The 13,136-nt window shown below is 67.6% G+C and carries 12 protein-coding genes; 10 read left to right on the top strand and 2 right to left on the bottom strand.

The genetic code is table 11. The features are described 5' to 3' along the window. Positions 1 to 3 precede the first annotated feature (3 nt). On the top strand, positions 4 to 516 hold the full coding sequence (locus tag ABZX86_RS11705; RefSeq protein WP_355122543.1) for an RICIN domain-containing protein: 513 nt from the start codon (positions 4 to 6) through the stop codon (positions 514 to 516). A gap of 217 nt (positions 517 to 733) precedes the next feature. Here ABZX86_RS11705 and ABZX86_RS11700 read toward each other — a convergent pair whose 3' ends face one another. Both ABZX86_RS11700 and ABZX86_RS11695 read right to left on the bottom strand, forming a co-directional pair. Beyond that, positions 734 to 1,744, bottom strand: a complete 1,011-nt coding sequence (locus tag ABZX86_RS11700; protein WP_355122541.1) for a Gfo/Idh/MocA family oxidoreductase — start codon at positions 1,742 to 1,744, stop codon at positions 734 to 736. Between the two features lie 33 nt (positions 1,745 to 1,777). Beyond that, a complete protein-coding gene (locus ABZX86_RS11695; RefSeq protein ID WP_355122539.1) occupies positions 1,778 to 2,782 on the bottom strand; it encodes a LacI family DNA-binding transcriptional regulator in 1,005 nt (334 codons plus the stop codon). A 232-nt stretch (positions 2,783 to 3,014) separates the two neighbouring features. Here ABZX86_RS11695 and ABZX86_RS11690 point away from each other — a divergent pair, with 232 nt between their 5' ends. From ABZX86_RS11690 to ABZX86_RS11650, 9 genes are all read left to right on the top strand, one after another. Beyond that, positions 3,015 to 3,932: a TIM barrel protein gene (locus tag ABZX86_RS11690; protein WP_355122537.1), complete on the top strand. Its 918-nt coding sequence runs from the start codon at positions 3,015 to 3,017 to the stop codon at positions 3,930 to 3,932. Between the two features lie 16 nt (positions 3,933 to 3,948). Further along, a complete protein-coding gene (locus tag ABZX86_RS11685) occupies positions 3,949 to 4,947 on the top strand; it encodes a sugar ABC transporter substrate-binding protein (protein ID WP_355122535.1) in 999 nt (332 codons plus the stop codon). An 18-nt stretch (positions 4,948 to 4,965) separates the two neighbouring features. Then, positions 4,966 to 6,018, top strand: a complete 1,053-nt coding sequence (locus ABZX86_RS11680; RefSeq protein WP_355122532.1) for an ABC transporter permease — start codon at positions 4,966 to 4,968, stop codon at positions 6,016 to 6,018. After that, positions 6,015 to 6,800: an ATP-binding cassette domain-containing protein gene (locus ABZX86_RS11675; RefSeq protein WP_355122530.1), complete on the top strand. Its 786-nt coding sequence runs from the start codon at positions 6,015 to 6,017 to the stop codon at positions 6,798 to 6,800. The genes ABZX86_RS11680 and ABZX86_RS11675 overlap by 4 nt, the downstream gene beginning before the upstream one ends. Next, entirely contained in the window at positions 6,797 to 7,735 is a 939-nt protein-coding gene (gene iolC / locus ABZX86_RS11670) for a 5-dehydro-2-deoxygluconokinase (RefSeq protein WP_355122528.1), read from the top strand. The genes ABZX86_RS11675 and iolC overlap by 4 nt, the downstream gene beginning before the upstream one ends. Further along, positions 7,726 to 8,619 carry an aldolase gene (locus ABZX86_RS11665; protein WP_327140231.1) on the top strand — a complete coding sequence of 298 codons (894 nt, stop codon included), beginning with the start codon at positions 7,726 to 7,728 and terminating at the stop codon, positions 8,617 to 8,619. The genes iolC and ABZX86_RS11665 overlap by 10 nt, the downstream gene beginning before the upstream one ends. Further along, entirely contained in the window at positions 8,616 to 9,506 is an 891-nt protein-coding gene (gene iolB / locus ABZX86_RS11660; protein WP_355122526.1) for a 5-deoxy-glucuronate isomerase, read from the top strand. Before ABZX86_RS11665 ends, iolB begins: the two co-directional genes overlap by 4 nt. Continuing rightward, entirely contained in the window at positions 9,503 to 11,368 is a 1,866-nt protein-coding gene (gene iolD / locus ABZX86_RS11655) for a 3D-(3,5/4)-trihydroxycyclohexane-1,2-dione acylhydrolase (decyclizing) (RefSeq protein ID WP_355122524.1), read from the top strand. The genes iolB and iolD overlap by 4 nt, the downstream gene beginning before the upstream one ends. Before the next feature lie 142 nt (positions 11,369 to 11,510). Next, positions 11,511 to 13,025 (top strand): hypothetical protein, encoded by a 1,515-nt coding sequence (locus tag ABZX86_RS11650; RefSeq protein WP_355122522.1) that lies wholly within the window; start codon positions 11,511 to 11,513, stop codon positions 13,023 to 13,025. The last annotated feature ends 111 nt before the right edge of the window (positions 13,026 to 13,136 follow it).

Here is a 13,136-nt window from a genome sequence, read left to right as displayed (position 1 = left end):
CCGATGCCTGGAATCCCGCGCCCGCCGTTCCGCACCGCCCTTGTCCGCGCGCTGGCCCTCGCCGCCGTACTGCCCGCGGCGATGCTCGCCGGAGCGGGTCCGGCGGCGGCGCAGGCCAACGGTGCGATCGCCAACCCGAGCAGCGGGCTGTGCATGGATACCAACGGCGATCCGGCAGTGGTGAATACCGGGCTGCAGGTGCGTGATTGCGGTGACTTCACCGGTCAGGTCTGGACGTTCGATGCCGCGTCCGGCCGAGTGTCGAACATGTCCAGCGGGCTGTGCGTGGATACGAACGGTGATCCGGGAGTGGTGAATACCGGCCTGCTGCTGCGCAGCTGCGGGGACTTCACCGGGCAGTTCTGGGCCTATGACGGTGCGACCGCGCACATCTCGAACGTGCACAGCGGATTGTGCGTCGATACGGCCGGCGATCCCGGTGTGGTGAATACGGGCCTGGTGTTGCGGAGCTGTGGCGACGGGATCGGCCAGCGCTGGACCGTACCGGCGGCCTAGCCGGCATCCGGACGAAGATTGCACGGCATGCCTTTTGGCACGCCGCGCAATAAACAGCCATATTTTCGGTGCGCGGCCGCCGAAGACTGCTCGAACGCCGAAGACTACGCAGCCGCCAAAGACTGTGCGGCCGCCGAAGACTGCGCGGCAGCGAGAATTGCGCGGTATGCCAAAAATGCGCGGTATGCCAAAAATGTGGTGGTTGCGGGCGGACCCGCTAGCTGCGGACCTCGGCGATTCGCACGGGCCGGCCCTCTCGGCGGGACAGTTCACAGGCCTCGGCAATGTAGAACGCCTGCAACGCCTCACCGGGCGGGCACGGGTTGGCGGCCTGTCCGGTGGCCACGCCCACGAAGGTGGTGAGCTCCTCGACATAGGCGCCGTGGAAGCGATCCATGAACCCGGGGTACACGGGCAGCGCCGAGGGTGGATACCCGGGTTCGACCGAGTGCAGCGGCGCGCGATCATCGAGTCCCACAATGGCATTGCCCTGCGAGCCGAGCACTTCCAGCCGCACGTCGTATCCGGCCCCGTTGTAGCGGCTCAGCGAAACCGTCGCCAGCGCACCGTCGTCCATGCGCAGTATCACCGCGGCCGTATCCACATCGCCCGCATCGGCGAACATCTGCTCGCCGCGATTGGCTCCGGTCGCGTACACCTCGGTCACCTCGCGCCCGGTCACCCAGCGAATGATGTCGAAATCGTGGACGCCGCAATCGCGGAACACCCCGCCCGAACGTGGAATGTATTCCGCCGGTGGCGGAGCCGGATCGAGTGTGGTGGCGCGCAGCGTGTGCACCCAGCCGAGCTCTCCGGACGCGACGGCCGCGCGGGCGGCGCGGTAGCCGGCGTCGAAGCGGCGCTGAAAGCCGATCTGCACCGGCACCGTCGATCCGGCGACGCGCTCGACCACCGCGAGGGTGCCGAGAATATCGGCGGCAATGGGCTTTTCGCAGAAGACGGGGATGCCGCGATCCACGGCGGCAGTGATCAGCTCCGGATGCGAGTCGGTGGCCGTGGTGATCACCAGCCCGGTGAGATCGGCCGCGAGTAGAGCGTCGATATCGGGCGCGTACTCGATATCGAGTTTGCCGGCGGTTGCCCGGGCACGCTCGGTATCGGCATCCGCGACGATCACCGCATCGACACCGGGCAGTGTGGTCAGGGTTTCGGCGTGGGAGCTGCCGATACGGCCGGTGCCCGCGAGGCCCAGTCTGATCGTGGACATGTGTGCTCCTTCGAAATCGGTGGTGTCCCCGGGTCAGTCGCGGGGTGCGGCCGTGGTCGAGCGGACGACCAGGCTCGGTTCGAGGCGGCTGCGCACCGGTTCGGTGCGGCCGTCGCGCAGTCGTTCGGTCAGGGCCGTGACGGCCAGTTGCCCGATCCGATTGCGGGGCTGGTCGATCGTGGTCAGGGCGACATGGCGCAGCGCCGCCAGTGAGGTGTTGTCGTAGCCGACAACCGAGACATCCTCGGGCACCCGCAGTCCGGCCTCGGTCAGCGCCGACATGGCGCCCACGGCATTGAAGTCATTGCCGCAGACCAGTGCGGTGGGAAAGTTACTGGGGGAGAAGAGGTTCAAGAGGCTTCGGACCGCCGCTGCCCCGGCCCCGTCGGTGTGCTCGCTGGCGATGACCATCGGTTCCAGCCCGTGCCGGACCATGGCCGCGGTGTACCCCTCGCGCCGGGGCGTGGCGGTGAAGGCGCCGCCGCCGTCCAGATGCACGATCCGCCGATGACCCAGCGCGACCAGATGGTCGACCGCCAGTGCGGCCCCCAGTTCGCCGTCGTCATTGACGGTGTCCACCTCGGGCAGGCTGGATGCGCGAGACACCAGCACCACCGGGCACCGCTGTGCCGCATCACGAATCGAGGCGGTCGGCAGGACCGGTGAGAGCAGGATGATCCCGCCCGGCCGGAAGGCCAGCAGGCTGGTCAGCGCCGTGCCCTCCCGATCCGCGCTGCGCCGCCCGGTGGTGAGAATGAGTTCGAGGCCATTGTCCTGGGCGGCCTCGTCCATGCCCTCGACCACATCGGCGAAGAAGGCATTGCGCAGATCGGACACCATGACGCCGACGATGTTCGAGGTGCGGCTGGCCAGCGAGCGGGCCATGAGGTGTGGCTGATACCCGAGATCCTGCGCGGCCTGCAGCACCGCACGCCGGCGGTGCTCGCTCACCTTGGGGGAATTGCGCATGACCAGTGAGACCAGTGCGCGGGAGACACCCGCTCGGGCGGCGACGTCTTCCATGGTCGGTCCTGTCATGCTGCCTGACGCTACCGTGCCGAAGTGCCATCAGCAATAGAGCGCTCTAATCACATGATTCGGACACTATTTCTCACGCGCAACGGCCCAGGTGAGACCGAATATGCAAGGTGGAACACCACTTTGCGCATCAATCCGGGCTCTTGACACAGTTGTGATTGGGGTTACATTGTTGGAGCGCTCCAATGGGGCGCCTGTACATGATGGCTACCGACGGGTCTGGGAAGTGCCGATGACCGAACCGCTCCATCCCCTGCGTTCCGCCCCCCTGCGTATTGCCGCCGCCCCCATCTCCTGGGGTGTGTGCGAAGTTCCGGGCTGGGGTCACGTCCTCGATTCAGGCACCGTCCTGTCGGCCATGGCGGGCCTGGGCCTGACCGCCACCGAATTCGGCCCACCCGGTTATCTCCCCGGCGATCCGGTCGAGCTGGGCAATCACCTTGCCGCGCACGGCATCACACCGATCGGCGGCTTCCTGGCGCTGGCGTTGCACCGCGAACCGGACGCCGCCCTCGCCGCCGCCCGCGTGACCGCCGAACTCTTCGCGGCCACCGGTGCGGAGGTGCTGATACTCGCCGCGGCCACGGGCGCGAACGGGTACAACTCCCGGATGCCGCTCACCGGCGACGAATGGCGGACCCTGATCGAGACGGCCGCCGCCATCGGCGATATCGCGGCCGAATACGGTCTGCGCGTCACCCTGCACCCCCACGTCGGCACGCATATCGAGGACGAAGCCGAGGTGCGGCGCTTTCTCGCCGACTCGGAACTGGACCTGTGCCTGGACACCGGGCACCTGGCCATCGGCGGTACCGATCCGGTGGCGCTGGCCCGGCAGTACCCCGAGCGCATCGGGCACATCCACCTCAAGGATGTACGCCTCGAGATCGCCAACGAAGTGCGTTGCGGCCGAATGGAATACAGCGAGGCCGTGCGCGACGGACTCTATGTCCCGCTGGGTGACGGCGACGTCGATATCGCCGCCCTGGTGCGTGCGGTGCAGTCGGCGGGCTACGACGGCTGGTACGTCCTCGAGCAGGACACGGCGCTGCTCCCCGGCGACTCCGCGGACGGTCCGACCCGAGATACCGCACGAAGTCTGCGACACCTGGTCGAAATCGGGGTCCAATCGACCCCGACCCGGATTTAGTGGGGAGGTGATGACAATGAGGTCCCCATCTTTGCGAAGCGGCGGGAAGCGCTGGCGCCGGCTGGCGCCCTGGATCGCGGCCGCCGCGGTCCTGGCGGCCTGCAGTGGTCCGGGTTCCGATCAGACCACGCCCGCGCAGGCGCCCGTCGAGGTCGGCAAGCTCAATACGGTCGCCGTGGTCACCCACGGTTCGCCCGGTGACGCCTTCTGGAATGTGGTGAAGAACGGCGCGGAGGCGGCGGGCAAGCAGCTCGGCGTCCGCGTGGAATACAACTCCTCCGGCGATCCGGGTCAGCAGGCCAAGCTCATCGACAATGCGGTGGCACAGGGCGTGGACGGCCTGGTGGTGTCCATGGCCAATCCGGATGCGCTGCGCACCTCCGTGGAGAAGGCGATCTCGGCCGGTATCCCGGTGGTGACCATCAATTCCGGTGAGGCCGAAAGCGTCCAGTTCGGCGCCATCGGGCATGTCGGCCAGAGTGAGCGGCAGGCCGGTGAGGCGGCGGGCAAGCGGCTCGCGGCCGCCGGAAAACGCAAGATGCTGTGCGTGATCCACGAGGCCGGGAATATCGGCGCGAACGAACGCTGCGCGGGTGCCACCCAGGGGTTCGGCACCGCGGTCACCCTGCAGGTCGATATCAACAATCCCACCGATGTGCAGGCGCGCATCCGGGGTGCGCTGGAATCGGATCCGTCCATCGACGCGGTGCTGACGCTGAATTCGCAGATCGCCGCGCGTGCGGTGGATGCGGTGCGGGAGTCCAAGTCGAAGGCGGGCATTGCCACCTTCGATCTCAATGATGATGTGGTGGCTGCCATTCGGGCCGGCACCCTGCTGTTCGCGATCGATCAGCAGCAGTACGAACAGGGCTATCTGCCGGTGGTCATGTTGAAGCTGTACCGGTCCAACCTCAATAGCGTCGGTGGCGGCCTGCCGGTGCAGACCGGTCCCGCCTTCGTGGACAAGACCAATGTCGATGTCGTCGCCGGGCTCGTCGCCCAGGGCACGCGGTGAGTGTCGGGAGTGAATGACATGAGTGTTGCCACAACGGCTTCCGAGCCGGACACCAAGCCCGCCGGGCTCCGCGCCTCGATACTGCAGCGGCTGATCGTGCGGCCCGAACTCGGCGCGTTCATCGGCGCGCTGGTGGTGTTCCTGTTCTTCTCCATCATCACCGACAAGTTCTTCAGCGCCCTGGGCGTTTCCAACTGGCTCGACGACGCCTCGACGCTCGGCATCATGGCGGTGGCGGTGGCGCTGCTCATGATCGGCGGCGAATTCGATCTCTCCGCCGGTGTGATGACGGCGTCCACGGCACTGGTCACCGGACTGCTCGCGGTCAATGCGGGCTGGAATGTCTGGCTGGCGCTGGCGGTTTCGCTGGTGTTCGCGCTGGCGGTCGGAGCGCTCAACGGCTGGGTGGTCATGCGGACCGGCCTGCCGAGCTTCATCGTCACCCTGGGCACCTTCCTCGCGCTGCAGGGCTTGAATCTCGGTGTGACCCGGTGGATCACCGGCACCGTGCAGGTATCGGGCATTCGCGCATCGGGCGGCTACCAGTCCGCGGGCTGGGTGTTCGCCTCCACCACGAATATCGGCGATGCCCATATTCAGGCCTCGGTGGTGTGGTGGATCGTGCTCACCGTCCTGGCGGGAATCGTGCTGGTGCGCACCAGGTTCGGCAACTGGATCTTCGCCGTCGGCGGCTCGCTGCCGAGTGCCCGCGCGGTGGGTGTGCCCGCCGCGCGCACCAAGATCCTGCTCTTCATGACCACGGCCTTCGCGGGCTGGGTGGTGGGCGCGTGCAATCTGCTGCGCTTCTCCAGCGTGCAGGCCAATCAGGGTGTGGGACTGGAGTTTCAGTACATCATCGCCGCGGTGATCGGCGGCTGCCTGCTGACCGGCGGCTTCGGCTCGGTGGTCGGTGCGGCGCTGGGCGCGCTCACCTTCGGCATGGCACGGCAAGGAATTGTGTTCGCGGGCTGGAACAGCGACTGGTTCATGCTGTTCCTCGGCATCCTGCTGCTCGCGGCCGTGCTGGTCAATACCGCATTCAAGAAGCGAGCGGAAAGGGTACGCCGATGACTGTGCCACTGATAGAAGCGGTGGATATCGGCAAGAGCTACGGCGGTGTTGTTGCGCTGCACGATGTCTCGATGGTGGTGAACGCGGGGGAGGTCACCTGCGTCCTGGGTGACAATGGCGCGGGCAAGTCCACGCTCATCAAGATCCTGTCCGGCGTCCATCAGCACGACACCGGTGAACTGCGCGTCGAAGGCGAGCCGACCCGATTCTCCTCGCCCCGTGAGGCTTTGGATCGCGGCATCGCCACCGTCTACCAGGATCTCGCGGTGGTCCCGCTCATGAGCGTATGGCGTAATTTTGTGCTCGGCTCCGAACCCGTCAAACGCTACGGCCCGATCGAGCTGCTGGATCGGCGCACCGCGCAGGACATCACCCGTAAAGCCCTGTCGGATATGGGAATCGAGCTCAATGATCTGGAGCAGCCGGTCGGAACGCTCTCCGGCGGTCAGCGTCAGAGCGTCGCCATCGCCCGCGCCGTGCACTACGGGGCGAAGGTGCTGATTCTGGACGAGCCCACCGCCGCACTGGGTGTCAAGCAGGCGGGTGTGGTGCTGCGGTATGTGGTGCAGGCGCGCGAACGCGGCCTGGGCGTGGTGCTCATCACCCACAATCCGCACCATGCCTATCCGGTCGGTGACCGCTTCCTGCTGCTGCAGCGCGGCGGTCAGCTCGGTTGCTACGAGAAATCCGAGATCGACCTGCCGGAACTGACCCGGCAGATGTCCGGCGGCGCGGAACTGGAAGCGCTGCAGCACGAATTGCAGCGAGTGGTGACGCCGTGACCGATCTGGAGGTCCTGACGATCGGCCGGGTCGGCGTCGACCTGTACCCGGAGCAGAGCGGCGTCTCGCTGGCGGAGGTCACCACCTTCGCCAAATTCCTCGGCGGCACCGCCACCAATGTCGCTGTCGCGGCCGCCCGCCTGGGCCGCCGCACCGCCATTCTCACCAAGGTCGGGCCCGATGGATTCGGCGACTTCGTGCGCACGGCGCTGCGGGACTTCGGTGTGGTGAACGAGTTCGTCGCCACCGCGCCGAATCTGCACACCCCCGTGGTGTTCTGCGAGCTCAATCCGCCCGCCGACCCGCCGCTGCTGTTCTACCGCGCACCCATCGCACCGGATCTCACCCTCACCGAGGACGAGATCCCCTGGGATGTCGTCGATTCCGTGCCTCTGCTGTGGGTGACGGGTACCGGCGTGAGCGCCGAACCCGGCCGCACCACCCAGCGCGCGATTCTCGAGCGCCGTGCCCGGCGCGGCCACACCGTGCTGGACCTCGACTACCGGCCCATGTTCTGGCCCGATGTCGAGACCGCCCGCACCGAGATCGGCTGGATGCTCGACCACGTGAATGTGGTGGTGGGCAATAGAACCGAGGTGCAGGTGGCCACCGGCTCCGCGGACCCGGACGAGGCGGCCGATCGGCTGCTGGCGCGCGGTGTGCGCCTGGCGGTCATCAAGCGCGGCGCCGAGGGTGTGCTGGTCGCCACTGAGCATGAACGCTGGACGGTCGAGCCCTGCCGCATCGAGGTGGTCTGCGGCCTGGGCGCCGGCGATGGTTTCGGCGGGGCCCTCATCCACGGGCTGCTCTCGGACTGGGATCCGCATCGCCTCGCCACCTATGCCAATGCCGCCGGGGCATTGGTGGCTTCGCGATTGGCCTGTGCCGACGCCATGCCGACCGCCGCCGAGATCGAGGAGCTGCTGTGCACCTGACCGATGAACGCTGGTATCGACTGCTACGCGCCCGAGCCACCGAACCCGAGGCGATTCGCGCCGCCTACGCCGACCGCCGCCGCCGGCCGAACCTGCTGTCGGACAAGGGCACACTGTTCCTGGTCGCCGCCGATCACCCGGCGCGCGGGGCGCTGAGCGTACGTGCCGACAGCACCGCCATGGCCGGGCGGCGCACACTGCTGGAGCGGCTGCTCATCGCGCTCGACAATCCCGCCGTGGACGGTGTGCTCGGGTCGCCGGACATTGTCGAGGAGCTGCTGCTCCTGGACGCCGTGCACGACAAGATCGTCATCGGTTCGATGAATCGCGGCGGTCTGGCCGGGGCGGACTGGGAGATCGACGACCGCTTCACCGGATACGATGCGGAATCACTGGTGAAATACCGGCTGGACGGCGGGAAAATGCTGCTGCGCCTGGTGGATTCGGATCCCGGTACCGTGCCCACGCTGGAAGCCTGCGCCCGCGCGGTCTCGGAATTGGCCGAGCACGGACTCATGGCCATGGTCGAGCCGCTGCCCTACGGACGCGATCCGTCCGGGGCGCTGGTCATGCACCGCGATGCCGCCGCACTCCAGCGCGCCATCACGGTGGCGTCGGGCCTCGGGGTCACCTCGGCGTACACGTGGCTGAAGATACCGGCGCCCCAGGATATTTCGGCGCTGGATGCGACAACTCTGCCCGTGGTGGTCCTCGGTGGTGCGCCCTCCGGGGACCCTGCCGCCGACCTCGCCTCCTGGGGCGCGGCGCTCACCCACGATGTGGTGCGCGGCCTGGTAGTCGGCCGCAGCCTGCTCTACCCGCCCGATGGCGATGTAGCGGGCGCGGTGGACAAGGCTGCCCGGGTGCTGGAGGCGGCGTCATGAGCAAACTCCACCGCCGCGCCGGAACCCTGTGTGACGGCGCGGATCCGGTATTCCTGACGCCCGCCGATGCGGGCTGGACCTACACCGGGCTGCGCGTGCTTCAGCTGGCTCCGGGCGAATCACGCACGGTGCACACCGGCGACTTCGAAGCATTCGTGCTGCCGCTGTCCGGGTCGTGCACGGTCCGCGTCGACGGCCAGGTATTCGAGTTGGCCGGCCGCGAAACAGTTTTCACCCGGGTGACCGACTTCGCCTACGTCCCTCGTGATGCCGAGGTCGCGCTGTCCACGGTGTCCGGTCTGGAGGTCGCGCTGCCGATGGCTCGCTGCACCCGCCGCCTGACTCCGAAATACGGCCCGGCCGAACAGGTTCCGGTGGAGGTTCGCGGTGCGGGTCCGGCGACCCGGCAGGTCACCGGTTTCGGTGTGCCCGGCGTCTGGGATCACGCCGACAAACTCAATGCCTGTGAACTCCTCACCCCGGGCGGCAATTGGTCCTCCTATCCGCCGCACAAGCACGACGAGGCGAGCGACTGCGAGGTCGTCAACGAGGAGATCTACTACTTCCGCATTGCCGGGGCCGATGGAACAACCCCCTCCGCAACAGGATTCGGCATGCATCGCACCTACACCGCCGACGGTGACCTGGACGAGAATGTCGCCGTACGCGACGGCGACGTCTTCCTGATCCCGCACGGCTACCACGGCCCCTGCATCGCCGCCCCCGGCTATCCGATGTACTACCTGAACGTGCTGGCCGGTCCCGCCCCCGAACGGTCCATGGACTTCTGTGACGACCCCGCACACGCCTGGGTCCGCTCCCGGTGGGCCGACGAACCGCTCGACCCGCGCTGCCCCGTCACCTCGCACGAAGGACGACTCGCATGAGACTCACGACCGCACAAGCCCTGGTGGCCTGGCTGGTCGCCCAGCGGTCCGAAACCCTCGACGGCGCCGAAGTCCCGCTGTTCCCTGCGGTTTTCGCCATCTTCGGGCACGGCAATGTGCTCGGGCTCGGCACCGCGCTGCAGGAGCGGCGCGAGGAGATCCCGGTCTGGCGCGGGCACACCGAACAGGGCATGGCCCTGGCCGCGGTCGGTCTGGCCAAGGCCGCACAGCGCCGGCAGGTCGGCATCGCGACCTCCTCCATCGGTCCCGGGGCGCTCAATATGGTCACGGCAGCCGGTGTGGCACATGCCAACCGGCTGCCCCTGCTCCTGCTGCCCGGCGATACGTTTGTCAGTCGTGCGCCCGATCCGGTGCTGCAGCAGGTGGAGCACTACGGCGACCCCACCATTACGGTGAACGACGCCTTCCGCCCGGTGAGCCGGTATTTCGACCGCATCACCCGGCCCGAGCAGCTCATTGCCACCCTTCCGCAGGTGGCGCGGGTACTCACCGATCCGGCCGATGCGGGACCGGTGACTCTCGCACTGCCGCAGGATGTTCAGGTCGAGACCTACGACTTTCCGGAGGCGCTGTTCGAGCCGGTACTGCACCGCATCCCGCGTCCGCGCCCCGACCGCAGCAGCCTGGCCGAGGCGGCCGACATGCTGCGCGGCGCGCAGCGTCCCCTGGTGATTCTCGGCGGTGGTGTCCGGTACTCCGGTGCCGCTGCCCGCGCGGTGGAATTCGCAGAGCAGCACGGTATTCCGGTGACGGAGACGACCGCGGGCCGCACCCAGGTACCCCACGATCACCCGCTGTACGCGGGCCCGCTCGGCATCACCGGCGCGGCATCGGCCAATGCGCTCGCGAGTGCGGCCGATGTGGTGCTCGCCATCGGTACCCGCCTGCAAGACTTCACCACCGCCTCCTGGACGGTCTTCGATCCGGAAGTGCGCCTGGTGCATATCAATGCCGCCCGATTCGACGCGGTGAAGCACGGCGCGCTCGCGGTGGTGGGCGATGCCGATGCCGCACTGCAGGATCTCGCGCCGCAGCTGGGACCGTGGCATGCGGATCCCGCCTGGACCGCTCGCGCGCTCGCCGTCCGCACCGACTGGGACGCGCATATCGACAAACTCCGCAGCCCGGCTCTGGGCGCACCCAGCTATGCCCAGATCGTCGGCGTCGTCAATGACCTCAGCGGCCCGCACGATTACGTCATGACCGCTTCGGGTGGTCTGCCCGGTGAACTCGTCGGCGGCTGGCGCGCCACCGGTGGTGAACCGGCCATGGACGTCGAATACGGCTTCTCCTGCATGGGATACGAGCTCTCCGGCGCCTGGGGCGCGGCCATGATCGTCTCCGACGAGGCGCGCTCCTATACCAGCGGACTGGTCACCACCCTGCTCGGCGACGGCTCCTACCTCATGCTCAACTCCGAACTCTTCTCCGCGGCCTTCGCCGGGCACCCCCTGGTCGCCGTCGTCTGCGATAACGACGGCTACGCGGTGATCGCCCGATTGCAGGAGGGCCAGGGCGGCAAGCCGTTCAACAACTTCTACGCCGATTGCCGCACTCACCACACCGAACCGCCCCGCGTCGATTTCGCCGCACACGCCCGCTCCCTCGGCTGCGTGGTGTTCACCGCCGGCGAATCCGCGGAGTTCCGCGACGCTTACACCCGCGCCCGCAATGCCGCCATCACCGAACGCCGACCCGCTGTGGTGGTGGTGCGCACGCAGCCCTCGTCCTGGACCGAAGCCGGTGCCTGGTGGGAAGTTGGAGTGCCCCAGCACCTCTCGGGCCGCGAGGCCTACGACCAGGAGAAACCGCATCAGCTGCGCTATACCCGGCACGACTAGCCGGCACCGCCCCGGGAGCTCGCCGCAGAATCCGGGCATACCGGCACTCGGGTAACCGGCGCGGGGAATCTGTGGCAGACTCGGCGCAAACGCGCGAGGCGGCCGAAACCGAGGCCGGACGTGCATACGGTGATGTGGGAGTTTGAAGGTCGCAATGGATCTCAGCGCCATCGAGCGCCAGGTAGCTTCGGATCGCGGAGCCGCCCAGGACCGTTCGCTTCAAGCAGAGCTGCAGCTCGCCACCACACTATGCGCGTTCGCACGCGGGCTGATGGCCACCAAAAACGATCCTGCGCAGCGGGATCGGTCGGCCTCGGCGCTCGAACCGGCGCAGGAGGCGGTGCTGCTGCGGCTGCGCTGGCTCACCGCCGGTCATGTGAATGCGATCTTCGCGAACGAGGTGCAGGAGGCGCTGCGGCTGTTCGAGGAGGCCGCGCGACTCATCGGCCATCGTGAGCTCGCCACCGCCACCATCCGCAATGCGTGTAATGCGTACCGCCAGGTGGCGCACAACTATCCGAATGCCGCGGCCGTCTGCGCGGATGCGCTGGCCAAGTGCGGTGTGTGGCTGTGCAGGCTCGACCCCACCGCGGCCGTGGCCGCCGGGCGGGATGCCGTCACCATTCGCGCCAGGCTGTTCGCCGCGGATCCGGAGCAGGCCGCCCGGTATCTCTCCAGCCTCAATACCCTGTTGCGCACGCTCATGGTGGGGCAGCAGCGCAAGCCCGCCATCGCCCTGTATCGCGAGCACTATGCGCAGGTCACCTCGCCGGTGATGGCCCAGCAGCTGCGGGATATCAAGGTCGAGGACATCGGTTTCACCAGCAAGACGCTGACCGCACTGCGCAAGCTGGAATGCGCGACCCTGGAGCGGGCCGGATACCTCACTCAGCAGCAGATTCTGTACCAGAGCGCGGGTGACCTCTCGACCATCGAAGAGGTCAACTGGCAGCTGGCGCTGGTGGGTCTCAAGCCGCTCGCCGCGGGCGCCATGCCCGATCAGCCCTCCAAGCCGATGGAGATCAGCACCTCCTTCGGCGCGCTGGGTGTGCGCTGCTCCTCCCGCAATGCCGTGACCCTGGTGCGGGCCGCCGTGCTCGCCGCCTACAGCGTGGACGGCGCGCAGACCGTGCCCGCCACCGCCTACCTCGGCGTGGACGAAAAGCATTGGAGCACACCGGACCCCGAGGCCAATCGGGCCGAGCGGCTGGGCCAGGACGTGGTGCTCATCGAAAAGGTCTCCGAGCACTGGGTTTCGGTCAAGAGCCTGAACTGGGAGGTGGCGCCGGTCGGTAAACACCCACTGGCACTGCGGCTTTCCCATGAGTGGCCGGTGGTCAGCGTGACCACCACCGAGAACATGTCCTACGAACTGTGCTGGTACGAGGGCGGTTCGGCGATCCAGTACGCGGCGCTCGGGCTGCCGGCGGGACAGGTTCCGCTCGAAAAGCCGCTTGCCCCGCTGGATTTCAAGGCGCTCGCGGACCACGGCGCGGACTACGCTTCCGAGACGCAGGTGCGGTCCGCCTTCGGCAACACCACGATGTTCACCAAGCTCACCATGCTGCCGGGCAGCGGTATCCGGCAGGCCGCCGAAGCCGGGCCGCTGTCCGCGCACGGTGCGAACATCCTGTATTTCCGCGACGGCAGCGCATAGATCCAGGGGCTGCGGAGATCTTGAAATAGATCTTGATTCGCGGTAAACAGTGATACGGATCACTTGTGACCGCTACCCTGTGATCACCTCGGCTGCTCGTGGCGAATCACA

Origin of the sequence: Nocardia sp. NPDC006630 (assembly GCF_040611495.1) — a bacterium.
GTDB lineage: Bacteria > Actinomycetota > Actinomycetes > Mycobacteriales > Mycobacteriaceae > Nocardia.
The sequence above is the reverse complement of the archived record's forward strand: the minus strand, read 5'-3'. Positions and strand labels throughout refer to the sequence as shown.